Source organism: Desulfobulbus sp. (assembly GCF_031547805.1).
Classification (GTDB): domain Bacteria; phylum Desulfobacterota; class Desulfobulbia; order Desulfobulbales; family Desulfobulbaceae; genus Desulfobulbus.
Genome location: NZ_JAVBRQ010000005.1, coordinates 23510 through 47691 on the forward strand (window position 1 = coordinate 23510; position 24182 = coordinate 47691).

Consider the following 24182-nt stretch of genomic DNA (forward strand, 5'->3'; position numbering starts at 1 on the left):
CCGGCGCAACCCGCCCGGCAAACAAAAGCCCGCAGGGGCGGCCGGGCGGCCGTCCTCTGCGGGGCAAAGCGGTTACTGGAGCAGGCTCAGGGCCAGCTGCGGAGTCTGGTTGGCCTGGGCAAGGATGGAAACACCCGCTTGCTGCAGAATGTTCTGCTTGGTCATTTCCGAGGTTTCCTGGGCTACGTCGGCGTCCATGATCCGGCCCCGGGCGGCGCTCAGGTTTTCCGATACGTTCTGCAGGTTGGCGATGCTAGATTCGAAGCGGCTCTGCACTGCGCCAAGCTCACCACGCTTCGTGTCAACGATTTTCAGGGCATCATCCACCGCAGTTATGATCGCTTGAAACTTCGTGCCATCCGCGTCAGCGGCTGCCGCGTCTGTCAAGGTTGCTATATCGCTAGATACCTCCTTCAGGCCTCCATCGGCCTTTGCGCCTGTCATATCAGTCAGTGTAACCGTAATGGTATCCACATCGGCTGTTGTATTGGCGCCCACCTGAAAGACCATACTGCCAGTATCACCAGCGAGGATATTTTTGCCGTTGAACTGGGTCGCATTCAGGATGCGGTCGATCTCTGTGCCGAACTGCTTGATTTCATCGGAGATGGAGGTCAAGTCGTCCGCGCCGTAGGTGGCCGAGTTGGCTCCCTGGACGGACAACTCGCGCATCCGCTGCATCATATTGGTCACTTCCTGCAGGGCGCCTTCCGCGGTCTGGGCCATGGAAATGCCGTCGTTGGCGTTGCGCGCCGCCTGGTTCAGGCCACGGATCTGCGAGGTCATCCGGTCGGAAATGGCCAGTCCAGCGGCGTCGTCCTTGGCGGAGTTGATGCGCAGGCCCGAAGAAAGCCGTTGCATGGAAGTGGCCAAGGAGCTCTGGCTTTTGCCGAGGTTGCGTTGAGCGTTGAGGGAAGCGACGTTGGTGTTGATTGAAAGTGCCATGATATTCCTCCGTGAATATTGAATTGGCTTATTGTTTAGCTCGGCATCCTTGCCGAAATGGTAGGATTGCTTTTTTTCTTTTTAGTTTGGTTGTGGTGTTTTTCGGTCGTGCTGTTGGTTGCGTTCTGTCGTCGGCCTCCTTGGGTTGCGGGCTTTGTTGGCAGGCCCGGTTGTCGGCGATAACCTCGTTTACCTTACTTATCGGCCCGGGCCGCATACGGCTTTAGGAAAAAAATGCTGGTTGATTCTTTTTTCGTTCCAGGCGTCTTTGCCCCGCAATTTGCCATCCGGGGCCGGGCGGCCAGGTCGAAGCGGTCCACCGTTCAACACCTTGCGCCAGGCTCCGGGACGCAGGACCCGCTCGGCCAACCGATCAGGCTGGAAAGCAAGGCCCCCAGCGTTTCCGCCTCAACACCCCGAACGCCTGCTAGCCGAAAGGTGTGTCAATCAAGGTGACGATGGTCACGAAACACCGGACAGGGCGCTGCCGCTGGGCATGCGTTCCGTGATTTTTTAAATCTGGAGAAATAGGAGAAAGTTACAGGATGGAAAGGCAGAAGGCAAGGAAGATTGCCTTGGTCAGGCAGGACGGGCGGTTTTGCCAGTTGCCGGCGATGCCAGAATCCCTGAGGTGAATTTTTCGCAAAAAAAGAAAAGGCAGCAGAAGGTCGTGATTCTGCTGCCATGGATTGAGTGCGAACGGAAAGGGCGCGCCGTTATCCCACCTTCGGCAGCGGGGTTCGGGTGTCGTAGCGGGAATCCTCAAGGATGACCTGCATGGCCCTGTTGCTCGCCGGGGCATACAGGACGGGGCCGGAGAGGTTGAGGGTGATCTCCTTGTCCTCGGAGATGGAGACAATGGCCAGGACAAAACAGTCGTCCTGGGCGTCGATGCCCAGCTTCTGCCGCTCGTTATCGTCGGGAAGCACCAGGTAATCGAGAAAGAAGTTGGTCGGATCGGTGACGACAAAGGCGAAGTCTGGGTCGTCGACGCATTGAATCCAGAAGAGCGGCCCCTTTTTTTTGCTCGGCATCACGATGAAATTTTTCAACTGATCAAGCCCGATCAACCCCTCCGGAAAATGAAGGACATTGGACGGATCGTATGTTACCTCGCCAAAACGGGTCTGTATGGTTTTCATTTTTTCAACGTCCTGTCTGTAAGCTTGTCGATGAGGGTATCCAGGTCGGCCATATTCCAACTGGCCGAGGCATCGATATTTTCCTGGCGAATACGGTCGTAGATCTCCTCGCGGTAGATCTTCGTATCCCGGGGGGCGTCGATCCCGATCCGGATGCTGCCGCTCTTCAGTTCAATGATTTTGATCGTGATGTTGTCGCCGATGACAATGCCTTCACCGGGTTTTCTGGTCAGCACCAGCATAATCGCACCTGTGGAAAAACTCGGGACAAGAGGTCCAGGGGGAAGGGGAAGCAGAGAGGCGAACGCTTCCCGGCAAGGGGAGCAACCATCCTTGCGGAAAGCATTTTTCCCTTGTCGGGCACTATTCAGTAAACGAGCGGGAAAAGCAATCCATTTCGATTGCTTGGATCGCTCTTATAAATAGTCGAGAATCGAGAGCTGCGAAACCTTGGAGGTGACGCTCAAGGCGGCTTGGAAGGCGGTTTCCTGCTGAATGATGTTGTTGAATGCCTCGATGGCGTCCGCATCTTCGTACCGGGAGAGAATCTGTTTCAAATCGACCCGGACCTCTTCTTGATAACTTATCGTTGCATCGACCCGGTCGGCCTGGTTGCCGAGTTGGGCGCGAAGCCGTCGGTTTTGTTCAGCCGCGCCCTCGAGATCGCTCAGGCTGGTCTGCATGGCGGCCTGGTCGTTGCTGCGAAGGGCTTCCTCCGCCTGGGTGAGTTCCAGAAAGAGATCGTACCGTCCGGACTCGGTGCTGTTGTTGGCCGGGTTGGCCGGGTCCCAGGCCGAGGTACCGAAAAAAAGATCGTTGCCGGTCAGGTTGACCTGCACCAATTCACCGGGAGTCATTTCCAGTGAGGTGGCGTTCTCGTCCCCCTGATAGAGGTAGGGCCAGGTCGACGAATCGTTGGGATCGTAGAGTTGTGGGTCGTAGGCGGAATTCTGCACGAAGGGAGTCGTGTCCTGCTGGTAGCCGGCAAACAGGTACTTGCCATCCACCGTGCCGTTGGCGGCGGCGATCAATTCCTTGCGCAAGCCGGCCATCTCGTCAGCGAGCACGGTCCGGTCTTCGTCGTTGAGCGTACCATTGATGGCGTTGGTCATGATTTCCTTGGCCCGCTGCATGATGTTTTCCACATGCTTGAGATGGCCGTCGGTGGCCTGCATGGTATCGAGCGACTTGCCCATGGTGTCCAGGTACCGGTCAACATTGGACAGTTGCTTGCGGGTGTTGAACACCGGGCGGATCGCAGCGGGATCGTCGGAAGGGGCGTTGAGTTTCTTGCCGGTGACGCCGATCTTGCGTAACTCTTCCAGCTGGAGGGAGATATCGTTCAGCCTCGACCCCAGCATGCGATAGGTTGTTCCTTGCGTCGCTTTCATGGCTTAGCTCTTCATTTGAATGAGTGAATTCATCAGCTCGTCCACGGTGGAGAGAAATTTGGCCGAAGACTGGAATCCGCGCTGGAATTGGATGAGATCGATCATTTCCTCTTCCAGGGAAACCCCTGAATACCCATCCCGCAGGTTTTGGAGCTGAATGGTTGCGTCTTTGGCTCCCGACAGGGCCAAGTCGTTGCGGGCCGCCTCGATACCCACCGTGGCCACCATCTGGCTGAAAAAAGTGTCGAAGGTTTCGTTGGTGCCGTTCACCTTGCGGCTGCTTTCCAGCTGGCCGATGCGCAGGGCGTTTTCATTGTCGCCGGGGGCGGCCTCGGGATTGCCGGCGGCTGCTACCTGGGAGGAATCGGTGAGGGCGACCTTGAAATTGCGGCTGGCCTCCTGGTCCGGAGGCAGAGCGCTGATGTCGTCGAAAAAGAGGCGGCCGGTGACGCCGTCGGCACCGTAGCCGGCCACGTGTTCCGTATTCACCGCGGTGGACAGGTCGACGGCCAAGGTGTTGAGATCGTCGCGGAGGCCTTCCATGAAAACATCGCGCATCTCGAACATACCCTTGAACTTGCCGCCCATGTTGTCCAGCCCGATGTCGCGGGTGGCACCGGCGATGTTCAATTGAAGGTTGACATCCGTGCCGTTGGTGACGGTGCTGATGGTCGCGGCCGTGCCGCCTAAGACCAGGGGTTGGCCGCCGGGCAGTTGGACGCAGATCATGCCCATGTTGTCGGGATAGGTCTGCACGCCCAAGGTTTCCGAAAGATCTTTGATGATCAGGTCGCGCTGGTCACGGGCCGAGTTGGCACTCTGTCCCGAAGTCTCAACCAGATGGATGCGCTCGTTGAGTTGGGCGATTTCAGTGAGTTGCTTGTTGATGGTCGAAACACCGGCCACGATTTCGCTGTTGATGTTCTGTTCGATCGTATCCAACTCATTGGTGATGCTGGCGAATGCCCCGCCCAGTAACTGTCCTCGCTGGATCACCGCATCGCGTTCCACCTGGCCGCTTGGATTGGCGGCCAGTTGCTGCCATGCGTCGAAAAAATCGTTGATTTGGCCGGCGAGATTGCTGCCGGAGACATTGAAAATACGCTCAAGCTCCGCCAAGGAACTCGATTTTCCGGTTTCCTCGCCATAGTCGATGGTCTTGCTTTGGAGCTGGCGGTTGATGAAGACGTTGTAATCGCGGCTGACGTCGGAGACAGTCACCCCCTGGCCGATGAAAAAGTTACCGAAGTTGAGCGACGGCACATTCGACAACTGAGCAGTTTGCCGCGAATAGCCCGGCGTATTGACGTTGGCGATGTTGTTGCCGGTGATCTCAATCGATTTCTGATTGGTCAGCAGGCTAGTCTTGCCGGCATTGAGAGCGTTGAGCAAGCTGGTCATGGCGGTAACTCTTCTTCTTGTGGTCCGGGCTGCCCGGAAATCGTTTGATGCTCAGGTGGCGGATGGAGCGGTTTTACTCTGCCACCATAGCCGGCACACGGTTGCGTTATGATGTTATCGGCAGAAACGGGGGAGGAGTTTAGGCTTCGGGACGAGAAACTTGCGCGCCAACGCCCGGCCGCCGCCTGGCTGTGAGGGGGCGGGGCGAAAGAAGGCTGCGGCCGGCGGGCGCGGTTCGGCAGGGGGGAAAGAAAGGGAGGGAAAAGAAGATCAGATCCGGCCGGAGAGCAGGCGGCCGTTGATCAGGTTGTTTTGCGACAGGCCGCTCTGGCTGTAGGTGACCGGGACGGTCTTGCGGCCGAAAAATTCCATACTTTCCTGAATCCAGTTCAGGGTCGCCCGGAACAGATAGGCGTTTTTCCGGTTTTCGTGCCGGATTTCCTGGACGACTTTCTGGTCGTCGGGATGCAGTTCGGTCACACCGTTCAAGGCCCGGGTTAGGATTTCCTTCCGCTGGATATCCGCCATCATGGCCTGGATATCCAGCGCCTTGGCATGCTCGCGCTCGTCGCGGATGATGTCGCGGAGCTGCACCAGCAAACTATGAACAGTGGCCCGGTCCATGATCAACCCTCAACCAGAAAGCGCAGCAGGCTGGAAGCGACCTTGTTCAGGTCCGGCTCGTATTGGCCGCTGGCGACCTGTGCCTTGAGTTCCTGCACCCGAGCGGCGCGTTCGGCGTCGCCGGTTCTGCCGGTTTCCTGGGTCATAGCAGCTCCCTGCAGGGCCGAGGCAAAGGAAACGCCCTCTTTGCTTTCGCTCTTTCCCGTTTTCTGCGTGTCGCCGGTCTGGCCGATTCTATTGAGGCCGCCGATCTGTCCCATGCCTCGTAATCCGAAAAATTCTACAGTCATCTTGGTCACCTAAGGTAAAAGTATCAAGCTGCGGCCTTAGAGTCCGCCACCCATTTGTCCAGCTTCTGCATCACTGCGTCGTAGGTGGCGTATGAAATATCGGGCAACCAGTCGCCAAAGGCCTTTTTGGCTTCGGCAAAGCCTTTGTCGACCCCCGCCTTGATCTCGTCGATGCGGGCCGGATCGCCGCCGGCAATGCCCACGGCAAATTGAAAAATCCGCTCGGAGGTCTTTTCCACGCCGAAGTAGCCGTCATCGCTTATCAATTCCTGAGCTTGCTCGGGAGTGACGGTGGCGAGGTCGATTTCGCTGTCGCCGACGGCTATCTTGGTGTTGATGCCCTGCTCATGCAGCATGTTGGCCACCAGGCTCCGCAACATGCTGAATCTGGCTTCTTCATCGGCCGGAAGCTGGATGCCGCCGGAGTAGGTGACGGCCGTGGTGGATTCACTGCGCAGGCTGACTGTATCGGTGGTTGTCGTCTGGCCGCCGTTGTTGACGGCAACCGACGATCTGGACACATCCAAGCTGTTGCTCCGGTACGCCAGCATGGTGCCGGAGAGTTGATTCTGATTGATATTCGTTACCATGGTTCTGCCTCCGTGCAAAATGTTCGGACCGTCCTGGTCCGTCGTGTCAGGGATGAAACTTCCTGTTGACTGTCTTTTCGGCGCCTGTCGAAAAAAACTTTACCCAAAAAAAAATTCTTCAAAAAAAGAAAACGCCGATCATTTGTCCTTGGGCAGATTTTTTTCCATCTGCCGGTACATTTGGTCGGCCAGACCGAGGGATTGTTTTTGGGCAATGTCGGTGGCGATGTTCTGGTCGAACATTTCCTCGAAAATGGCGGTGGCGTTGTTCTTGGTCACCAAGCCGCCCTGGACCACGGATTTGCGCATGGCCTTGAACATGGATTGAATGAAGATCGCCTCGAAGTCCTGGCAGGTCTTTTTCAAGGCGGCCTTGTCCTTGACCGTCGGTTGTTTCGTAGCGGTTTGCGAACTCGCCTGCAGCAGCAAATTGGGGTCGATGTTGGTTGTCATGTCAGTACCTGGCGAAAGAAAAGAAGAACAAGGCGCGAAAAAGCGCGGCTACAAAATGACCAGTTCGCCCTGGAGTGCCCCGGCGGCCTTGATCGCCTGGAAAATGGCGATCAAATCGCGCGGAGTGGCGCCGATGGCATTCAATGCCCGGGCAATGTCGCCGAGGTTGACCCCCATGGGCAGCACCACCAGATTGCCGGTATCCTCGACCGCCTTGATGGTGGTCGCGGGCGTTTGGGTGGTCGTGCCCTGTGCCAGCGGATTGGGTTGGCTGACCTGGGTCGATTCGGTGATGACCAAGTTGAGGTTGCCGTGCGAAACCGCCACCGTGGCTATCCGGACATCCTGGCCCATGACGATGGTGCCGGTGCGCTCGTTGACCACGATCTTGGCCGGGCCGTCGGGCGCCACCTCGATCCCTTCGAGATCGGCGATAAAGGTGACCATGTCGCCGGGGAATTGTTTGGGCCTTGCCACCTTCACCGTGCCGGAATCGACCGGTTGCGCCGTTCCCGCGCCGAAGCGGCGGTTGATGGCTTCCACCATGCGGGCCGCGGTGGTGAAATCGGTTTCCCGCAGCTGATAGACGACATCGCCCGCGGGAGGCAGGGCGTAATCGACCGCCCGCTCGACGATCGCGCCGCCGCTCACCCGGCCCGAAGTGGCGAAATTCTTTTGCGCCTTGGCCGCCTTGCCACCAAAGGAAATGCCGCCCACCGCCAGCGGTCCCTGGGCAACGGCGTAGGTGCTGCCGTCCGGCCCCTTGAGCGGGGTCATCAGCAGGGTGCCGCCGGAAAGGCTGGAGGCGTCGCCGAGCGAGGAGACCTGGATGTCGATGGCCGATCCGGGGCGGGCAAAGGGCGGTAGTTGCGCCGTAACCATCACCGCGGCGATGTTCTTGGTCTTCATCTGTTTATAGACATCGGCGGTCAGGGCCACGCCCATCCGCTTGGTCATGTTGATGATGGCCTGCTTGGTGAAGACGGACTTGGTGATGTCGTCGCCGGTGCCGGACAAGCCGATCACCAGGCCATAGCCCATCAGTTGGTTCTCGCGCACCCCTTCGATGGTGGCGAGATCCTTGATGCGGGTGGCCTGGGCTGGCGCGGCGGTCAAACAGGCAGCGCCGATCAGCAAAAGAGCGGTGATGAGTCGATAATGCATGCTGTCTCTCCCGAAGCTCCCCGAGCTCTCAGAACGGCCAGGTGTTGTCGAAAATCCGCATCAGCCAGCCGGGCTTCTGCTTGTCGGACAGCGCCCCCTTGCCGGTGTAGGTGATTTGCGCGTTGAGAATGTTGCCCGAATCCACGGTGTTTTCGGCGGTAACGTCGTGCGGCCGGACAATGCCGGTCAGGTAGATGATCTGGTTTTCATTGTTGACGGCAACCGATTTTCCGCCCCGAATTTTCAGGTTGCCGTTGGGATACACCTGCACCACCTGGGTGGTGAGGGTGGCGGCCAGGTCCTCGGAGCGGGTGGTCTTGCCCTTGCCACTGAACTCGTTGCCGCTGTTGGCGCTGATCATGGACGAGGGATTGATGTTGGTGCTGTCCTCCACGTTTTTCTCCAAGCCGAAGAAGGTGGAGATGCCGGCGGAAATGCCGGAGTCGCGCGAGGTATCGGTGGTCGCCTCCTTGGAGGCTTTGGCCTGTTCCCTGATGATCACCGTGACGATGTCGCCCACCCGCCTGGCCTTGATATCCGACAGCCAACTGCCCTCGTCGCCGTTCCACAGAGTGCCCGGCGACTGGGGCCGGGGATTGGCCGCCACCGGCTCTTCCAGCGGCTCGTGGGCGGCGGTCACCTCCTGGGCCTGGGGGGCGCAAGCGGCCAGGCCGGCCAGCAACAGCAGGCAGCAGGCAAGTTCGCTCCAGCGGACCACCGTAGGACCGATACGGACAGGCAAGAAGGTCGATCGTTTCATCGGACTAAAACTCCACGGAAACAACGCCGGGGCCTTCGACCCGGCAATGAATCACCTTGTTTGAACTGATATTCTTGACCGCGATGGTTTCGCCCAAGCGGCCATCGGCCCTGGCCAAGCCGCTGGTGGACAGCTGCAGGGAACCCTTGCGGGCGATAATCTTGACCATTTCGCCTGCCTTGATCACCGGCGGCAGGACAATGTGCTCCGGTTTGAGGATCGTGCCCGGCGCCACCGTGCGGGCGATTTGTTTGCCGAGGATTTCCTCCTTGGCGAACAAGGGGTTTTCGACGCCGCTGACGTCCTGGCGCTGGAGCACGACATTGTCCTCGTTCACCAGGTCGCCCCGGTGCAGGGCGGAAGCCGCAGTCAATACCTCGGCAACCACTTCCAGCCGCCCCCGCAGGGTACAGTTGCCGGCCGGTTTGCCGTCGACGAACAGGGCGATGACAAAACTGGTGCTGCCGACGATGCCCGGCCGGGACGGAGTGATCTTCCAGGTGAGCGCGCCGGCCGGCAAGGTCATGGCCTCGGGGCTCCGAACCGAGGTAAATCGTATCTCCGCCTTGGGCAGGATGGAACTGTTCTCCTTGAGATAGGCCGCGATCATGGCCTGCATTTGGTCCGGAGACAAGGTCATGGCCTTGCGTTCCACCACCACGGTCTGGCTGCCCTGCCAGTCGACATCGGCCACCTCAGGCCGGTTGCGCAGGCCGTTGATCACGGTGACCACGTACAATTCCTTGGTCCTTCCCGGCGCGGGCGCCGCCGCGATCGGCAGTTGGCCGAGCGCCTCGGCGGCGCTGCCCGCGGGTTGAATGTCCGCGATATCGGCCAGGACAATCTTCTGGTCGCTCACCTCGGCACGGTCCTTGAAATGGACGGATACCTGGGCGGCCGCGGACAGCGGCGGGCAAAACAACCAGCAGGCAATCAGAAGCAAGCCGATATAACGCAACGATCAGACCATGTTGGTTACGGTTCGCATCATTTCGTCCGAGGTGGTGATCACCTTGGAGTTGATTTCAAAGGCGCGCTGCGCCGTGATCATCTGGGTCATTTCCTCGACCAGGTTGACGTTGGAATTCTCCACATAGCCCTGGAGCAGGGTGCCGATGCCGTTGGAACCCGGCGTGCCGATCAGGGCCACGCCCGAGGCTTCGGTCTCCCGGAACAGGTTCTTGCCAATGGCGATCAGGCCGGCCTCGTTGACGAAATCGGCCAGGTCGATATTGCCCAGCTCGGTCGTGGTGCTGCTGTCGCCGAGCAGGGCACTGACCACGCCGGTCTCGCTGATGGTGACATTGCGCGCATCCTCGGGAATGACGATTTCCGGCTGGATGGGATAGCCGTCGGAGGTGGTGATCCGGCCGGTGCCGTCCAGCTTGAGGTTGCCGGCCCGGGTATAGGCGGTGTTGCCGTCGGGGAGGGCGACCTGGAAGAACCCGGAGCCCTCGATGGCCACGTCGAAGGTGTTGCCGGTCTGCACGATGTCGCCTTCGGTGAAAATTTTGGTGACCGCGGCCGGTTTGACGCCCAGGCCCACCTGGATGCCGGTCGGCGATTTGGTGTCGTCGGAGGTCGGCGAACCGGGGACCTTCATGATCTGATAGAGCAGGTCCTGGAAGTCGGCCCGGCTTTTCTTGAACCCGGAGGTCGAGACGTTGGCCAGGTTGTTGGCAATGACGTCCATGTTGAGACTTTGGGCCGACATGCCCGTGGTTGATGTCCAGAGTGAGCGCATGGGGTATAAACCTCCGAGTCCGAGTCCGGCGTTGCCGCCGTTTGAGCGTTGATTTGTTGCCGGTTAACTGATCGAGCCGAGCTCGTCCTGCTTGTCGCCGATTTTCGAGTAGCTTTCCAAGACCTTGGTATGCGCTTCAAAAGCGCGCTGGGCGGCAATCATGGACGTCATTTCCTCCATCATGTTGACGTTGGAGGTTTCAAGATTGCCCTGGATCACCCGAAATCCGACCGCGGGTTGGTCGCCGCCCCGCTCCAGCTTGTAGAGGGCATGGCCGACCTTGGTCAGCTCGCTCTGCTCGGGAATGGTGAACACCTGCAGCGCGCCGCCGCTCTGTACGCCGTTGACGGAAATCGCCCCCGATTCGGCGATGACGATATCCTTGCCTTGGGAGGTGTCCAGTTGCAGGGGGGCGTTGCCGGCCCCCAGCACCAGGTGGCCTTCTTCCGTCAGCAGGGTGCCGTTGCTGTCGAGGTTGAGGTGGCCGGCGCGGGTATAAAAAATTTCGTTGCCCTTGCGCACCTTGAAGAATCCGGGCCCGTCGATGGCCACGTCCAGGGCGCGGTCAGTGGTCTGCATGCCACCCTGACCGAAATCGGTTTCGATGGTGCGGGTGCGGGCATAGTTGATCCCCTTGGTCTCGCGGGCCTGCTTGGCCCCGCTCAGCAGGGCCGAAAACCCGATACGATCCTTCTTGAACCCGTTGGTGTTGACGTTGGCCAGGTTGGAGGCGATGTTGTTCATCGCCAATTCCCTGGTCAACGCTCCGCTGACTGCGCTGTACTTTCCCGAAACCATGGTGCTCCGTTGGGTATCGATGCCGGTCGGTGGCTTTGTCTTCTTTTCGGAAATCGGCCGATGCTTCTTTACGTCAAAAAATTGTCTTTGCCGCTCAGCGGCCGATTTCGGCCATGTGGCAAAGGCTGAGCAACTGGGCGGCCTCGACGCTCGAGATCCCGAGCACGGCCGCGATCTGGGCACTGTCCATGCCCTGGGCCGCCAGTTTGGCGAGAATCCGGTATTTCTCCGGGGTCTGCCGGTCGACCTTCGCCATGGTGTCCAGCCGGGGCCGCTGGAGGCTGGTGGTCAGGCTGGCCTCCTTCAGGCTGGTGCCGAACGACTGCCTGGGCGAAAAAACGCCGCTTTCGTCTTCCAGGGCCGCATCGATCTTGCGTTGGAGCGCGAGGATTCGCTCGGCTTGCCGCTGCCGGATGATCCGCTGGCGTCTGGCCAGCACCAGGAGGAGCGACAGGCACAGGGCGGCGGCCAGGAAACTGCCCATGAAGGCGGGGGTGAGTGGCAACATGAGGGCCTCGACAAGTTTTAAGGTTCGTACAAATCCGAGTTGATCAACTTGACCCGCAGTTTCAGCAGGGCCTGGCTGTGCAGCTGGGAAACCCGACCCTCGGAGACGCTCAAGACCTCGGCGATTTCCTTCTGGGTGAGTTCCTCGTAATAATACAGGGCGATGACCAGCCGTTCCTTTTCCGAAAGCTCGTCCAGGATCTCGGCCATCAACCGGGTCATTTCCTGCTTCTCGATCAGCTCGGAAGGGGTGGGGCCGCCGACATCCTCCAGGCTATCGAGAAAGCTGCGTCCGTCCTCGGTGTGATCGAGGGTTTCGTGGAGGCTGACGCAGCCCAGATGGCTGACCTCGGCCAGCAGGGTGCGGTAATCGTCTAAGGACATGCCCATCTCGACGGCCATTTCCTCTTCCTCCGGCGAGCGGCCCAACAGCCGTTCCATTCGGAGCATGGTCTGGGTCAGCTGGTTTTGCTTGTCGCGCATCGACCGGGAAAACCAGTCGAGCTTGCGCATTTCGTCGAGAATGGCGCCGCGGACGCGGTATTCGGCAAAGGTCTTGAATTTCACTCCCTTGGTGGCGTCGAATTTATTGGCGGCGTCGATCAGGCCGACCATGGCGGCGCTGGTCATGTCCTCCTTGGTCATGAAACTCGGCACCTGGGGGGTCATGCGCTGCACCACCAATTCGACCAGGGGCATGTGCTCCCTGATCAGCTGGGAACGGTCATCAAGCGGCGGTACCGGAGGAAACATGGCAATTCTCGGGGGTTAGAGGTCAATAAGCACAATGCGGGTCATTTGGCGCCGAATTCGAGCAAGCGTTTCCAGAAAAACTGAATCGACCCCTTGGGCTCGATTGCCTGGGGCTCCTGGACCACGGTGCGGGCCAGGGCCTCGAAGGCGTGGCTGGTCCGGCTGTCGGGGAAGAGCTGCACCAGGGTCTGCTGCTTGCGGATGGCGTCCACCATCAGCCTGTCGCGGGGGATCGAACCGATGAAGTCGATGGAGATGTCCAGGTACCGGTTGGCCACCATGGTCAACTTGCGGTAGACATCCAGGGCCTCGTCCTCGTTCTTGATGAAGTTGACGATCAGGTTGAAGTGTTTCTCGTGGTACTGGTTGGAGAGCAGCTTCATCAGGGCGTAGGCATCGGTGATGGCCGTGGGTTCCGGCGTGGTCACCACCAGGATTTCCTGGGCCGCGGTATTGAAATAGGTGACGTTTTCCGAAATCCCGGCCTCGGTGTCGATGAGTACGAAGTCGAAGTCGTTGTTCATCGAGTCGAGCGCTTCCAGCAGCCGCATCTTCTGCTGAGAATCGAGCCGGGTGAATCGCTGGACCCCGGAGCCGGCCGGCAGGATCTTGATACCTTCGGGCCCGTCGACCAAAATCGATTCCAAGCCCTGTTCGCCGGAGAAAAAGTGGTTGAGGTTGTGGCTCGGGGCCAGACCGAACACCACATCGATGTTGGCCAGGCCGAGATCGGCGTCGAGAATCAGCACCCGTTTGCCCATGCGGGCGAGCAAGACGGCCAGGTTGGCCACCACGGCGGTCTTGCCGACGCCGCCCTTGCCGCTGGTGATGGAAAAGACCCGGGTCGCGGTCTGGCCGGACCTGGTCTCGGGCCGTTCCGGACTGTTCATGGCCCGCAGGGTACAGGCCTGGTCTGTGGATCGTGAGGCGTGATCAGCCATGCTTCAGGCTCCCATGGTCGTTCAGGATGAGGGCGGCGATATCCGCCGGGGCAGGCATGAGCAGATCCTCCGGAACCCTCTGGCCATTGGTGAGAAACGAGATCGGGGTGTCGTTTTTGTAGTGGATGTTGAGCAGCACGCCCAATTGGTCGCATTCGTCGATCTTGCTGAAAATGAAATTGCTGATCGGCAGGACCGAAAAGCGCCGGATCGTTTCCTCGAGTTCCCGTTCCCTGGTGGTGGCCGACAGGAGCAAATGGTTTTCGATCCCCAGTTCCGGGCGGAGAAAAGCCGCCAATTCCTGGAGATCGAGCCCGTTTTTCGGGCTGCGGCCGGCGGTGTCGATCAACACCAGGTCGGCGTCGTGAAATTTGTCCAGAGCAGCTTCCAACTCCTGGGGAGTGATTACCACCTCCAGCGGCAGCCGCATGATCTCGCCGTAAACCTTCAACTGCTCCACCGCCGCGATCCGGTAGGTGTCGATGGTGATCAGCCCGATCCGCCCGCCGTGGCGGCTGAGATAATGGGCCGCGATCTTGGCCAGGGTGGTGGTCTTGCCCACCCCGGTCGGCCCGATCAGGGCGATGCGGCGCTGCCGGGAAGGCCTGCTGTCCAGCACGCGAACCGTGCTGAACAACCGGGAGATCGCCGTCCTGAGGATGGCGGTCAGGCCGGCGCCGTCGAGCTGGCGCGCATTGTCGATGGTTTCCCTGGTGAAACGGGCCACCACCTGGGCGGTTTCCTGGTTGATGCCGTAGCCGGTGAGCAGGCCGGTCACCGGATCCATGGGAGTGGCCTGTCCGGCCGGAGCGGCAAATTCGGGCTCGACGTAGGGGCTGCGCAGGGCAGGGGCGTCCATGCCGGAAATGCGGTTGGCCAAACCCTTGACCAGGGAGCGCAGTTCGGCCAGTTCCGACTGGACCTCCTGGTCGGCCGGCTGCGGATTGCCGGTGACCTGCGGGCCGACCGGCGACACATTCCTGGGGCCGTAGGACGGCGAAGGCTGCGGTTCGGGTTCTTCCCGGCGCCACAATTCCTCGTAGGTCAGCTCGGGCTGGGGGGCCTTGCGTTCCGAGAGCCGGGCGGCGCGGGCAGGGCCGGTTGCCCTCGGCGTCCGGGAGGCCGGCTCCGCTTCCCGCCAGTTGTTGTCCACGGCGGCGGTGATTTCCATCGTCGGTTTGCCGAGCACGCCGAACGAGCCGTTGCGGATGGTGCGGGTGGAGAGGATCAGGGCATCGGGGCCCAATGCTTCCTTGACCATTTTCAGGCCAGTGGCCATGTCTTTTGCTTCAAAGACCTTAACTTGCATTGATGGTCACCGTTCCAATGGATTGAATGCGAACCTGCGAAGTGATTTCGTTGTGCGACAGCACCGCCAGGTTGGGGAAGTAGCGTTCGATCAGCCGGCGGAAATGGGGGCGGATCTGTGGCAGCACCAGCAGCGCGGGCTGCTGGCCGACCGCCTGGGTGGTGATCAGGGTGTTGAGGCTTTCCAGGATCTTTTGGGCCGTCCGCGGATCCAGGGCCAGGAAGCTGCCCCGTTCCCGGTGCTGGATGGCGGTCTGGATGGTTTCCTCCACCGCGCGGTCCAGAGTGATCACCGGCATGGTGCCGTCGGGCTGGACATAGGCGGCGGAGATCGACCGCGACAAGGCATGGCGGACATATTCCGTGAGCACGTCGGTATCCTGGGTCATGGGGGCGTAGTCGGCCATGGTTTCCAGGATCGAACGCAAATCGCGGATGGAGACGCCTTCGCGGAGCAGGTTCTGGAGCACCCGCATCACGCTGCCCAGGCTGAGCAGTTGGGGCACCAGTTCCTCGACCAGCTTGGGATAGGTCCGGGCCAGATTGTCGATCAGGGCCTGGGTTTCCTGGCGGCCGAGCAGTTCGTAGGCGTGTTTCTTGATCACCTCGCTGATGTGGGTGGCCATGACCGTGATGCAGTCGACCACGGTGTAGCCGGCGATCTGGGCGCGTTCTCGTTTATCCTCGGTGATCCAGATGGCCGGCAGGTCGAAGGCCGGTTCCCTGGTCGGCAGGCCCTTGATGGTCTCGGTGACCAGCCCCGGATCCATGGCCATGTAGTAGCCGGGCATTATCTCGGCGGTGGCGATGCCGACGCCCTTTAAGCTGATGGAGTACTGGTTCGGGTTGAGCTGGAGGTTGTCCTTGATGTGCACCGGCGGCACGATGAAGCCGCTGCTCTGGGCAAACTGTTTGCGGATCGACTGGATGCGGGTGAGCAACTCGCCGTCCTGGGCGGCGTCGACAAAGGGGATCAGGGCGTAGCCGACCTCGAATTCGATCAGGTCGACGTTGAGCATCTTCTCGTAATCCTGGTCCGGCTTGACCGTCGGTTGCGGCCGTTCGACCACGGCCTCCTCCACTTTCTTGGCGGCCTCAGCCTTGTCGAGGTTGTAGGCGGCAAGGGCCAGCAGCACGGAGATGACGATGAAGGAGAAGAACGGCAGGCCGGGAATCAGGGCAAAGGCCAGCAAGAGTGCCGACACCACCCACAAGGCCTTGCTGTGGCGGGTGAATTGGGTCTTGATTTCCGAGCCGAAATCGTTGCGGCCGGCCGAGCGGGTCACCAGCATGCCGGCGGCGGTGGAGATGATCAGGGCCGGCACCTGGGAGACCAGGCCGTCGCCCACGGTGAGGATGGTGTAGTTCTTGGCCGCCTCGGCCAGGGGCATGTCCTTCTGGAGCACCCCGATGACGAAGCCGGCGCCGATATTGATCACGGTGATGATGATGCCGGCAATGGCGTCGCCACGGACGAATTTCGAGGCACCGTCCATGGCGCCGTGGAAGTTGGCCTCGTTGGAGATTTCCTCGCGCCGCTTGCGGGCCGTGGTTTCGTCGATCAGGCCGGCGTTGAGGTCGGCGTCGATGGCCATCTGCTTGCCCGGCATGGCGTCCAGGGTGAAGCGGGCCGCGACTTCGGCGATGCGGCCCGCGCCCTTGGTGATGACCACGAAGTTGATGATCACCAGGATCACGAAAATCACCAGCCCGACCACGTAGGAGCCGCCGACCACGAATTGGCCGAAAGCCTCGATCACCGCGCCGGCCGCGTGCATGCCTTCGTTGCCGTGCAGCAGGATCAGCCGGGTGGAGGCGACGTTGAGTGACAGCCTGAACAGGGTGGTGATCAGGAGGATGGCGGGGAAGATCGAAAATTCCACCGCCTTTTCGGTGTAGAGGCTGATGATCAGGATGAGGAGGGCGATGGTGATGTTCAGCGACAGGCACAGGTCGAGGATCAACGGCGGCAGGGGGATGATCATCATCATCAGGATGCCGATCAGCCCCAGCGAGGCCATGATGTCGCTGCGCCGCAAAAGTTCGGTCGGCTTGATCCTGCTCAGCAGCGTCGCGCTTCCTGTTGCTTCCATTTATCTTCTGCCCTTCAACGAATAGACATAGGCCAGGATTTCGGCCACGGCCTTGAATAGCTCTTCGGGGATGCTCTGCCCCACTTCCACCTTCGAATGCAATAACCTTGCCACCGGCGGGTTCTCGACCAGGGGGATGCGATGCTCGCGCGCGATCTCACGAATTCTTGCCGCCACCAGTTCCTGCCCCTTGGCCAGGACCAGCGGCGCTTCCATCTGGCCGGCCTCGTACTTAATGGCCACGGCGACGTGGGTGGGGTTGGTGATGACCACATCGGCCGTGGGCACGGCGGCCATCATGCGCTTGCGGGCCATCTGCTGCTGGATGGAACGGATTTTTGACTTGATGTGGGGGTCGCCCTCGGTCTCCTTCATCTCCTCCTTCTGTTCCTGCTTGGTCATCTTCATTTTTTCCTCCATCTCCCAGCGGACGAAGGCGTAGTCGAGGAGGGCCAGCACGATCATGATCCCCACCACCTTGGCCATCACCAGGGCGGCTGTTTTGGCAAGATATAAGACGGTGCCGTCGACCGGGATGTCGATCAGCAAGAGGGCCTGGCCGAATTCGTTCTTGAGGGTTTTGTAGGAGATCCAGCCGATGAGTCCCACTTTGAGCAGCGACTTGATCACCTCCATCAGGGAGCGTTTGGAGATGAAGCGGCCCATTCCCTTAATGGGGTCGAGCTTGGTTAGGTCGGGGATCAGGGGTTGGGCGGTGAACAGCCAGCCGATCTGGGCAAAGGTGGAGAAAAAGCCGATCATCAGGGCCACGAGAAACAGCGGCCCCAACATCAGGGCCATGGCGATCCCGAGGTAATAGGCGAGTTTCATCATGGAACTGATGGTGACCGCGTACTCGCCGCTTCTTTGCCAGACCATGACCAGCATTTCCTTGAGCTCGCCCCAAAACATGGGGGCGTAGAACATCCAGAAGAGCAGCAGCACCGAGAACAGGGCCGCGGTCTGCACCTCCCTGCTCTGGGCCACCTGGCCCTTTTTCCGAAAATCATCCCGTCGTTTCGCGGACGGGGATTCGGTGCGTTCCCCACCGCTTTCTTCTTCAGCCATGGCGCGTCATCGAGTGCGGACATTCGCGCGGCGAACGTCGGTTGCCGGTCGGGATACCGCCCCACGCGGCAGCCCTGCGGGGAATGATTGCAACAAACGCACCTGAAGGCGTTGTCGCCCGTTGCGCGGGGCTTTTGTGATAATTATCCGATATGATGAATATTATTTGAGCAGATGCAGCAGGGTGAGGATGTTTTCTCCCATGGTGTCAAATTCACGGCGCAGAACCGAGAAGGTGGCGGAGAATGTCAGGCCGATGACAACAAAGGCGATGCCGATGTTGAGGGGGAAGGAGAGCATGAAGACGTTGAGTTGGGGAAAGACCCGGGCGAGGATGCCGAGCACCAGGTTGGTGAGCAGGAGCAGGGCCAGGACCGGGGCGCTGAATTTGACCCCGAGTTCGAACATGTGGCTGGCCTGGGCCATGAGATGATCGACCGCGCCGCTTGAAAAATCGAGGGGGCCCGGCGGCAGCAGGATAAAGGATTCGACGATGGCGCGGAAAAAGAAGTGGTGCATGTCCAGGGTCAGAAAGACGAGCAGGGCGAGGATATTGGCGAACTGGCTCATCAGCGAAAGCTGCTGGGAGGTCTGCGGATCGAAGATGTTGGCGGCGGAAAATCCCATCTGGTAGCCGATGACCGTGCCGCCGAAGCTCACCGCGGCAAAGATCATCTGGGTGACCAGGCCGATCAGGATGCCGATTAAGACCTCGTTGATCAAGAGCACGCCGAACCAGGTCATGGCAATCGGCGCCTGGGGCGTGTAGGGCGCCATGGCCGGGAACAGGAGCAGGGTGGTGACCACCGCCAGGCCGATCTTGATCCGCCCGGCGATCTGGTTGCCGGTAAAGGCGGGGATGGCCGTCAGCAGGGCCATGATCCTGGCGAAACAGAGCAGGAAATTCTGGAACTGCGGCAGGGGGATGAACGGCAGGTCCATACCGGCGGGAAGGGGGCTGCCGGCCCTAGCGGCCGATGGTGGCGATCTGGACGATGATACCGGAGGTGAAGGTCACCAGCAGGTCCATGATCCAGGGGCCGAAAATCAGCAGGGTGATGAAGACCGCGACGATTTTGGGGACAAAGGTCATGGTCTGTTCGTTGATCTGGGTGGCGGCCTGGAAGATGCTGATCACCAGGCCGACCACCAAGGCGACGATCAGCATCGGGGCCGAGGTCAGCAAAATGGTTTCCACCGCTTTCTTGCCGATATGGACAACGGTTTCAGGTGACATGGGAGACCTCCGCGGGCGCCGGACAGGAAAGCGCGTTCAGCCGAAACTCTTCATCAGGGAACCGACCACCAGCTGCCAACCGTCGACCAGCACGAACAACAGGAGCTTGAACGGCAGGGAAATGACGATCGGCGGCAGCATCATCATGCCCATGGACATCAGCACCGAGGCCACCAGCATGTCGATCACCAAAAACGGCACGTAGATCATGAAGCCCATCTGAAAGGAGCGCTTCAACTCCGACAGCATGAAGGCCGGAATGAGAATCGCCGAGGACACTTCTTTCTTGTCGGCCGGCTGCGGCTCCTTGGTGATGTCGATCAGCAGTTGCAGCTCGCTTTCCTGGACCTGGGAAAACATGAAGTCGCGCATGATGTCGACCGAGCGCGTCAAGGCCGCCTGCTGGGTTATTTTTTCCTGCATGTAGGGTTGCAGGGCCTGGGCGTTGATGGCGTTGAAGGTCGGGGCCATGACGAAGAAGGTGAGGAACAGGGCCAGGCCGAGCAGCACCTGGTTGGGGGGGCTGTTCTGGGTCCCCATGGCCTGGCGGACAAACCCCAGCACGATCACGATCCGGGTAAAGGCGGTGGTCATCAGGAGAATGGCCGGGGCAACCGTGAGGATGGTGAGCACCAGCAACACCTGGATCGCGGTCGAGACCTCGGCCGGGGTGCTGGCCTCCTTGATGCCCAGGGAAAGGGTGGGCAGGTTGACCGCCTGGGCCCACGCCGGGACCAGCAGCAGGAGCAGGCCGAGGCAGAAAGTGAACCGCTTCATGGCTGTTTCACGGCTGTTGCGCCAGAATGGCGGAAAAATCAGCCGGCTTGCCCGCCGGCTCGGCGGACAGGTCGGCCAGGAGATGGATGGAGTCGGCGCCGATTCCCAAGAGGTACTCCCGTCCGCGCACCTCCACCAGGGCCAGGGTTGCCTTGGGTTGCACCGGGCGCAATTCGATGACCTTGATGGCGGTGCCGCCGGCCTTGCCCAGCACCAGACGTTTTTTTGACAGGCCGTAGAGGGCGAGAATCAGGCCGACCACCACCAGCAGGGCCCAGCCGGTCCGCAGCAGGGCCGAGGCCATGTCCGGCGGAGCGGCCCAGGCCGATGCCGGCCACAGGATCAGGAGCGGGGCAAGAAACCGGGGCATGGCGGCTATCCCAGGTTTTCGATCCGGTCCGACTGGCTGACCACCTCGGTCAGCTTGATCCCGAACTTGTCACCCACCTTGACCGCCTCTCCCCGGGCGATTAGTCGGGAATTGACATAGAGGTCCAGGGGATCGCCGGCCTGCTTGTCGAGTTCGACCACGTAGCCCTCGCCCATCTGCAAAAGATCCTTGAGCAGAATCCGGGCCCGGCCGACCTCGACCGAAACCTGCAGGGGAACGCCGTAGAGAAATTCCAGCTCCCTGGCCAGGTTGCCCGGGGCGGGCTGGGGCGGCGGTTCTTCCTTGCTTTCCTTCAGCAGTTCGGCGGTTTCCTCGGGATTGAGCGGGGTGAATTGCTGCGGTTCCAGCGCATCAGGTGTTGCCATGAATGCCTCCTACTCGGTTGCTGTGGCGACCGGTGACATGAAAAGCCTTCTTGCCGTTCCGTTCTCCGGCGATGGCCTGGAAAAGGGGCTGATCCTCGATCAGGATGGTCAGGGGCTGATCGGGGTTGTACTGCAGGTCGACGATGTCGCCGGGCTGGAGGCTGAGGATTTTACGGATGGTCATGTTGACATGGCCGGAACGGGCGATCACCAAACTGTCCATGGCCAGCGCCTCGTGGGCCAATTGGCTGGCCCAGGTGTTGGCCCCCTGGGCAACGGTGACCAGGGCCTTGAACCGTTCGCGCAACGGTTCGAGGGTGGGGTAGGGGACGATCAACCGCATTTGGCCGCACAATTCGCCGGCCAGCCGGATATTGAAGCGGGTCACCAGCACCTCGGTCTCCGGCTCGACGATATTGACCAGGCGGAAATTGTTTTCCACCTTGTTCAGCAGCACCTGGATGTCGGCCACCGGCCGCATGGCGTTGGTGAGCTCGGTGCAGATGTCGAGCATGATGGTCTTCAGCAGGGAGATCTCGATGGTGGTCAGGTTGCGGTTCAAGGCCAGCGATTCGCTGGATTGGGCCGAACCGAGCATGATCTCCAGCAAGGTGAAGGCCATCAGGGTGTCGAAATGGAACAGGCAACCATGCTTCAGGGGCGAGGTGCTGTAGATGCCCACCGCGCCCTGGTTGTTGAGATCGACCAGGCTCTGCTGGAAGACGGTAGTAGCGATTTCCGCCCGCTCGACCACGAAGTTGCGCAGCATGACATTGGTCAGGCTGGTGGAGAACCGGCGGCAGAAATTGTCGAGGATGATATCCAGGTTAGGGATGCGCAACTCGCCGCTGGTCCGGATGCGTTCGTAGACCGTGAACAGGTCGAGATGCGACGCCGGCATGGCCTGGCGCGTCGGCCAGGGTTGGCTGCTTTCGATTAGATCCGTCGAGATCCTGCCGGCCTTGATGGCCGCCAGCAGTTCGGCGATCTCCTGTTTGCTGAGTATCGGCTCCACGGGGCTCACTGCACTACGAAGTCGGTCAGATAGATATTGTTGATCTTGCCGGTTTTGAGAAACGAGTTGATCTTGCTCTTCAATTCGGCCTTCACCTGGTTCTTGCCCTGGATATCCTGCAACTCCTCGAAGGTTTTGTTGCCGATGATCAGCAGGATGGTGTCGCGGATCTGGGGCATACGCCGGTTGACCTCATCCACGGTGCTGTCCTTGTCCAGCTCGAGCGAGAGCGAGGCTTTGACATAGTGGGGAGCGTCGGTGCCGATGATGTTGACGATGAATTCCTTGATCTCCACCATGGGGCCGATCTTCGCCTCCTCGGGCACCGGCTTGATCAGGGCGGCCGCCTTGCTTTCTTCCTGCTGCTTGCGGAGCATTTCCTCCTGCTTGGGTTTGTACATCAGGAAGTAGTAGCCGCCGCCGGCCAACAGGGGGACCAGGACCGCGGCCGCAATGATGATCAGCTTCTTCTTGTCGCCTTTTTTCGGCTCTTCCGCTTTTTCGGGTTTTTTCTCCGCCATGATGGGTTCCTTTCAATTGGGACCGTTCACAAAAAATGGGAACGGATTCCTAAAACGATGGTGGGGCGGGCAATGGGTTGCCGGTTGCCCTGACTGGCGCCGGGCCGAACGAGCGGATGAAAAAGGTCGAAATGTCGGCCCGGGTATCCGGCTCATCGGTGACGTTGCAAAGAAGGTGCCATGAGAGCGTACTTCCAGCTCCAAGTCAAGCACGATGTGCTCTGGGCTGTCAAGCCAAGCCGGGCAGGGAAGATGCGGCGCCTCGATTGCGGGGAGGCAGCCCGGTTGCAACGGGTTTGTCCCTGGCGAGAGCCGGTGAATGCGGCCCATCCGCAGCCGTCTTCGGGGTAAGGAAGAAGGCGTGGGCGGCAAAAAAGGAAGAAAGTAGGAGAGGGAGGGGAAAAAAAGGGGAAAACAATACGGCTCCATGACCCTGGGGGCCATGGAGCCGTGTGTCGAAATAATGACTTGTGCCGATCGCTTATCGTTTGAGGTTGATCAGCTCGCTCAGCATCTCATCCACGGTGGTGATGATCTTGGAGTTGGCCTGGAAACCGCGCTGGGTGGTGATCATGCTGACGAACTCCTGACCCATGTCGACATTGGACTGCTCCAGTGAGTTGGTGTACAGCTTGCCCAACTCCGGCCCGGGCAGGCCGACCCGGATAATGCCAACCTCGGTCGGAGCGGTGTAACGGTTGGCTCCGGCCAGTTGCAACCCCCCGGGATTCTGAAATTTTGCCAGAACCAGCTGGGAGATGTTGATTTGGCGGCCATTGGAGTAGGAGGCCACCACGATCCCCTCGTTGTTGACCGCGACGTTGGTCAACTCGCCCGCCCCATATCCGTTTTGCGACTGGCTGATGACGATGGAGTCGCTGTTATACTGGGTGCAGTCGAAATTGAAGGTGATCGTCGAGTCCAAGGCGCCGTTTCCCCACTGGATTGGGATAGGCACCGAGGTAAAAGGTATGGACGCACCGTTGCCGTCGCGATTGAGGGATTGCCCCTTTGAGTCGAATTCCATTTGGCTCTGCGCACCAGACAAGGAACCGCTAAAATTAGTATAGTTAAACCCCAAGGGATGAACCCCGGTTTCGTTGTCGACTCTGTAGGCCGCCTCCCAGGTGTTGTTGGTATCGTCGATCAGGCGCCAGTAGGCGGTGACCAGATGGGACTCTCCCAGAGAATCGTAGACCTTGGTCGAGGCGGAATAGTTGTAGGAGCTTCTGTCCGCAGGGTCGATAGCCCCTGGGCCGATTTCCGTCGAATTTTCGCTCAGGTTGGTGTTGAAGGTAACCTCGGTGGTGGGATTGGCTTCCACCAGGCCCAGGTTGTTCACCCGGATGTCTGAGGGGTCGATGGGGAGCAGTTCGGTATTGTTCACCTGGTCAAACGCCTTGCCCTGGACACGCAGTCCTTCCGGGCTGACCAGATAGCCGTCTTGGTCGAACCGGAAAGAACCGGCCCGGGTGTAGTAGGTGGTATCGTTGCCCGGTTCCTTGAGCACGAAAAAGCCAACGCCTTCGACGGCGACATCGGTGCCGGAGGAGGTGGTTTCGAAGGTGCCCTGGCTGAAGACGGAATCGACGATGGAAAGGCCGGCGCCGCGGCCTACCTGGGATACACCGCCGGAACCGAAGACGTTGCTCGACAAAAGATCGGAAAAAATGCTGCGCGCGCTCTTGTAGCCCAAGGTGCCGGTGTTGGCCAGGTTATTGCCGATGACGCTCATCGCCTGGGAATTGAGGTTGAGGCCGCTGATGCCGCTGTACATTGCACTTTGAATACCCATGATAATCTCCTGCGTGGGTTGAATAATCGATGAAAATGTTTTGTGGAAAGGCATTGGCCGAATGATGGGCCGTTTTGCCGTTCTCCTCGATTATCTCCGCGCCGTCCGT

28 protein-coding genes are annotated in these 24182 nt (G+C 60.0%); all 28 read right to left on the reverse strand.

All coding sequences use genetic code 11. The features are described from left to right. Window positions 1-72 precede the first annotated feature (72 nt). Entirely contained in the window at window positions 73-945 is an 873-nt protein-coding gene (locus RMR13_RS01720; protein ID WP_310598917.1) for a flagellin, read from the reverse strand. Window positions 946-1661: 716 nt separating this feature from the next. After that, window positions 1662-2087: a flagellar assembly protein FliW gene (locus RMR13_RS01725; RefSeq protein WP_310598918.1), complete on the reverse strand. Its 426-nt coding sequence runs from the start codon at window positions 2085-2087 to the stop codon at window positions 1662-1664. Beyond that, the gene (gene csrA, locus RMR13_RS01730; protein ID WP_310598919.1) at window positions 2084-2329 is read right to left on the reverse strand and encodes a carbon storage regulator CsrA; all 246 of its coding nucleotides are present in this window, start codon (window positions 2327-2329) and stop codon (window positions 2084-2086) included. The genes RMR13_RS01725 and csrA overlap by 4 nt, the downstream gene beginning before the upstream one ends. 174 nt (window positions 2330-2503) lie before the next feature. Beyond that, window positions 2504-3478, reverse strand: a complete 975-nt coding sequence (flgL, locus tag RMR13_RS01735; protein ID WP_310598920.1) for a flagellar hook-associated protein FlgL — start codon at window positions 3476-3478, stop codon at window positions 2504-2506. A 3-nt stretch (window positions 3479-3481) separates the two neighbouring features. Then, a complete protein-coding gene (gene flgK, locus RMR13_RS01740) occupies window positions 3482-4879 on the reverse strand; it encodes a flagellar hook-associated protein FlgK (RefSeq protein WP_310598921.1) in 1398 nt (465 codons plus the stop codon). Window positions 4880-5149: 270 nt separating this feature from the next. Further along, complete coding sequence (locus RMR13_RS01745) at window positions 5150-5503, reverse strand: flagellar protein FlgN (RefSeq protein WP_310598922.1); 354 nt, start codon at window positions 5501-5503, stop codon at window positions 5150-5152. A 2-nt stretch (window positions 5504-5505) separates the two neighbouring features. Then, window positions 5506-5763: a flagellar biosynthesis anti-sigma factor FlgM gene (flgM, locus tag RMR13_RS01750; protein ID WP_310598923.1), complete on the reverse strand. Its 258-nt coding sequence runs from the start codon at window positions 5761-5763 to the stop codon at window positions 5506-5508. A gap of 53 nt (window positions 5764-5816) precedes the next feature. Further along, a complete protein-coding gene (locus tag RMR13_RS01755; protein ID WP_310598924.1) occupies window positions 5817-6383 on the reverse strand; it encodes a hypothetical protein in 567 nt (188 codons plus the stop codon). 138 nt (window positions 6384-6521) lie between these two features. Beyond that, the gene (locus tag RMR13_RS01760) at window positions 6522-6836 is read right to left on the reverse strand and encodes a rod-binding protein (protein WP_310598925.1); all 315 of its coding nucleotides are present in this window, start codon (window positions 6834-6836) and stop codon (window positions 6522-6524) included. A 48-nt stretch (window positions 6837-6884) separates the two neighbouring features. Continuing rightward, complete coding sequence (locus tag RMR13_RS01765) at window positions 6885-8000, reverse strand: flagellar basal body P-ring protein FlgI (protein WP_310598926.1); 1116 nt, start codon at window positions 7998-8000, stop codon at window positions 6885-6887. A gap of 28 nt (window positions 8001-8028) precedes the next feature. Beyond that, complete coding sequence (locus RMR13_RS01770) at window positions 8029-8760, reverse strand: flagellar basal body L-ring protein FlgH (RefSeq protein ID WP_310598927.1); 732 nt, start codon at window positions 8758-8760, stop codon at window positions 8029-8031. Window positions 8761-8764: 4 nt separating this feature from the next. Continuing rightward, a complete protein-coding gene (flgA, locus tag RMR13_RS01775) occupies window positions 8765-9718 on the reverse strand; it encodes a flagellar basal body P-ring formation chaperone FlgA (RefSeq protein ID WP_310598928.1) in 954 nt (317 codons plus the stop codon). Window positions 9719-9721: 3 nt separating this feature from the next. Then, the gene (gene flgG, locus RMR13_RS01780; protein ID WP_310598929.1) at window positions 9722-10504 is read right to left on the reverse strand and encodes a flagellar basal-body rod protein FlgG; all 783 of its coding nucleotides are present in this window, start codon (window positions 10502-10504) and stop codon (window positions 9722-9724) included. A 63-nt stretch (window positions 10505-10567) separates the two neighbouring features. Then, window positions 10568-11302, reverse strand: coding sequence for a flagellar basal-body rod protein FlgF (gene flgF, locus RMR13_RS01785; RefSeq protein WP_310598930.1), 735 nt, complete (start codon window positions 11300-11302; stop codon window positions 10568-10570). Window positions 11303-11396: 94 nt separating this feature from the next. After that, window positions 11397-11810: a hypothetical protein gene (locus tag RMR13_RS01790; protein WP_310598931.1), complete on the reverse strand. Its 414-nt coding sequence runs from the start codon at window positions 11808-11810 to the stop codon at window positions 11397-11399. A gap of 17 nt (window positions 11811-11827) precedes the next feature. Then, window positions 11828-12562: a FliA/WhiG family RNA polymerase sigma factor gene (locus RMR13_RS01795; RefSeq protein ID WP_310598932.1), complete on the reverse strand. Its 735-nt coding sequence runs from the start codon at window positions 12560-12562 to the stop codon at window positions 11828-11830. Window positions 12563-12603: 41 nt separating this feature from the next. Then, window positions 12604-13503: a MinD/ParA family protein gene (locus tag RMR13_RS01800; protein ID WP_310598933.1), complete on the reverse strand. Its 900-nt coding sequence runs from the start codon at window positions 13501-13503 to the stop codon at window positions 12604-12606. Next, a complete protein-coding gene (gene flhF / locus RMR13_RS01805) occupies window positions 13496-14782 on the reverse strand; it encodes a flagellar biosynthesis protein FlhF (protein ID WP_310598934.1) in 1287 nt (428 codons plus the stop codon). Before flhF ends, RMR13_RS01800 begins: the two co-directional genes overlap by 8 nt. A gap of 19 nt (window positions 14783-14801) precedes the next feature. Beyond that, complete coding sequence (gene flhA / locus RMR13_RS01810) at window positions 14802-16904, reverse strand: flagellar biosynthesis protein FlhA (protein WP_310598935.1); 2103 nt, start codon at window positions 16902-16904, stop codon at window positions 14802-14804. Then, window positions 16905-17972 carry a flagellar biosynthesis protein FlhB gene (flhB, locus tag RMR13_RS01815; RefSeq protein ID WP_310598936.1) on the reverse strand — a complete coding sequence of 356 codons (1068 nt, stop codon included), beginning with the start codon at window positions 17970-17972 and terminating at the stop codon, window positions 16905-16907. A gap of 162 nt (window positions 17973-18134) precedes the next feature. After that, window positions 18135-18914, reverse strand: a complete 780-nt coding sequence (gene fliR, locus RMR13_RS01820) for a flagellar biosynthetic protein FliR (protein WP_310598937.1) — start codon at window positions 18912-18914, stop codon at window positions 18135-18137. A 25-nt stretch (window positions 18915-18939) separates the two neighbouring features. After that, window positions 18940-19209, reverse strand: a complete 270-nt coding sequence (fliQ, locus tag RMR13_RS01825) for a flagellar biosynthesis protein FliQ (protein ID WP_310598938.1) — start codon at window positions 19207-19209, stop codon at window positions 18940-18942. Window positions 19210-19245: 36 nt separating this feature from the next. Beyond that, window positions 19246-19986, reverse strand: coding sequence for a flagellar type III secretion system pore protein FliP (fliP, locus tag RMR13_RS01830; RefSeq protein ID WP_310598939.1), 741 nt, complete (start codon window positions 19984-19986; stop codon window positions 19246-19248). 7 nt (window positions 19987-19993) lie between these two features. Further along, window positions 19994-20356: a flagellar biosynthetic protein FliO gene (locus RMR13_RS01835; protein ID WP_310598940.1), complete on the reverse strand. Its 363-nt coding sequence runs from the start codon at window positions 20354-20356 to the stop codon at window positions 19994-19996. Between the two features lie 5 nt (window positions 20357-20361). Further along, window positions 20362-20742: a flagellar motor switch protein FliN gene (fliN, locus tag RMR13_RS01840; RefSeq protein ID WP_310598941.1), complete on the reverse strand. Its 381-nt coding sequence runs from the start codon at window positions 20740-20742 to the stop codon at window positions 20362-20364. Continuing rightward, a complete protein-coding gene (locus RMR13_RS01845; protein ID WP_310598942.1) occupies window positions 20729-21757 on the reverse strand; it encodes a FliM/FliN family flagellar motor switch protein in 1029 nt (342 codons plus the stop codon). Before RMR13_RS01845 ends, fliN begins: the two co-directional genes overlap by 14 nt. 5 nt (window positions 21758-21762) lie before the next feature. Beyond that, a complete protein-coding gene (gene fliL / locus RMR13_RS01850) occupies window positions 21763-22278 on the reverse strand; it encodes a flagellar basal body-associated FliL family protein (RefSeq protein ID WP_310598943.1) in 516 nt (171 codons plus the stop codon). Window positions 22279-22759: 481 nt separating this feature from the next. Next, the gene (locus RMR13_RS01855) at window positions 22760-24073 is read right to left on the reverse strand and encodes a flagellar hook protein FlgE (protein ID WP_310598944.1); all 1314 of its coding nucleotides are present in this window, start codon (window positions 24071-24073) and stop codon (window positions 22760-22762) included. Between the last annotated feature and the right edge of the window lie 109 nt (window positions 24074-24182).

What these genes read in the sequence shown, in the direction of transcription:
- RMR13_RS01720 (WP_310598917.1), bottom strand. Translation starts at nt 945, where the DNA reads ATGGCACTTTCAATCAACACCAACGTCGCTTCCCTCAACGCTCAACGC.
- flgK (WP_310598921.1), bottom strand. Translation starts at nt 4,879, where the DNA reads ATGACCAGCTTGCTCAACGCTCTCAATGCCGGCAAGACTAGCCTGCTG.
- fliL (WP_310598943.1), bottom strand. Translation starts at nt 22,278, where the DNA reads ATGGCGGAGAAAAAACCCGAAAAAGCGGAAGAGCCGAAAAAAGGCGAC.
- RMR13_RS01755 (WP_310598924.1), bottom strand. Translation starts at nt 6,383, where the DNA reads ATGGTAACGAATATCAATCAGAATCAACTCTCCGGCACCATGCTGGCG.
- fliP (WP_310598939.1), bottom strand. Translation starts at nt 19,986, where the DNA reads ATGAAGCGGTTCACTTTCTGCCTCGGCCTGCTCCTGCTGCTGGTCCCG.
- csrA (WP_310598919.1), bottom strand. Translation starts at nt 2,329, where the DNA reads ATGCTGGTGCTGACCAGAAAACCCGGTGAAGGCATTGTCATCGGCGAC.
- flhA (WP_310598935.1), bottom strand. Translation starts at nt 16,904, where the DNA reads ATGGAAGCAACAGGAAGCGCGACGCTGCTGAGCAGGATCAAGCCGACC.
- RMR13_RS01855 (WP_310598944.1), bottom strand. Translation starts at nt 24,073, where the DNA reads ATGGGTATTCAAAGTGCAATGTACAGCGGCATCAGCGGCCTCAACCTC.
- RMR13_RS01790 (WP_310598931.1), bottom strand. Translation starts at nt 11,810, where the DNA reads ATGTTGCCACTCACCCCCGCCTTCATGGGCAGTTTCCTGGCCGCCGCC.
- RMR13_RS01765 (WP_310598926.1), bottom strand. Translation starts at nt 8,000, where the DNA reads ATGCATTATCGACTCATCACCGCTCTTTTGCTGATCGGCGCTGCCTGT.
- RMR13_RS01770 (WP_310598927.1), bottom strand. Translation starts at nt 8,760, where the DNA reads ATGAAACGATCGACCTTCTTGCCTGTCCGTATCGGTCCTACGGTGGTC.
- flhB (WP_310598936.1), bottom strand. Translation starts at nt 17,972, where the DNA reads ATGGCTGAAGAAGAAAGCGGTGGGGAACGCACCGAATCCCCGTCCGCG.
- RMR13_RS01760 (WP_310598925.1), bottom strand. Translation starts at nt 6,836, where the DNA reads ATGACAACCAACATCGACCCCAATTTGCTGCTGCAGGCGAGTTCGCAA.
- RMR13_RS01795 (WP_310598932.1), bottom strand. Translation starts at nt 12,562, where the DNA reads ATGTTTCCTCCGGTACCGCCGCTTGATGACCGTTCCCAGCTGATCAGG.
- fliN (WP_310598941.1), bottom strand. Translation starts at nt 20,742, where the DNA reads ATGGCAACACCTGATGCGCTGGAACCGCAGCAATTCACCCCGCTCAAT.
- fliQ (WP_310598938.1), bottom strand. Translation starts at nt 19,209, where the DNA reads ATGTCACCTGAAACCGTTGTCCATATCGGCAAGAAAGCGGTGGAAACC.
- fliR (WP_310598937.1), bottom strand. Translation starts at nt 18,914, where the DNA reads ATGGACCTGCCGTTCATCCCCCTGCCGCAGTTCCAGAATTTCCTGCTC.
- flgF (WP_310598930.1), bottom strand. Translation starts at nt 11,302, where the DNA reads ATGGTTTCGGGAAAGTACAGCGCAGTCAGCGGAGCGTTGACCAGGGAA.
- flgG (WP_310598929.1), bottom strand. Translation starts at nt 10,504, where the DNA reads ATGCGCTCACTCTGGACATCAACCACGGGCATGTCGGCCCAAAGTCTC.
- RMR13_RS01800 (WP_310598933.1), bottom strand. Translation starts at nt 13,503, where the DNA reads ATGGCTGATCACGCCTCACGATCCACAGACCAGGCCTGTACCCTGCGG.
- flgM (WP_310598923.1), bottom strand. Translation starts at nt 5,763, where the DNA reads ATGGGACAGATCGGCGGCCTCAATAGAATCGGCCAGACCGGCGACACG.
- RMR13_RS01725 (WP_310598918.1), bottom strand. Translation starts at nt 2,087, where the DNA reads ATGAAAACCATACAGACCCGTTTTGGCGAGGTAACATACGATCCGTCC.
- RMR13_RS01745 (WP_310598922.1), bottom strand. Translation starts at nt 5,503, where the DNA reads ATGGACCGGGCCACTGTTCATAGTTTGCTGGTGCAGCTCCGCGACATC.
- flhF (WP_310598934.1), bottom strand. Translation starts at nt 14,782, where the DNA reads ATGGCCACTGGCCTGAAAATGGTCAAGGAAGCATTGGGCCCCGATGCC.
- flgL (WP_310598920.1), bottom strand. Translation starts at nt 3,478, where the DNA reads ATGAAAGCGACGCAAGGAACAACCTATCGCATGCTGGGGTCGAGGCTG.
- RMR13_RS01835 (WP_310598940.1), bottom strand. Translation starts at nt 20,356, where the DNA reads ATGCCCCGGTTTCTTGCCCCGCTCCTGATCCTGTGGCCGGCATCGGCC.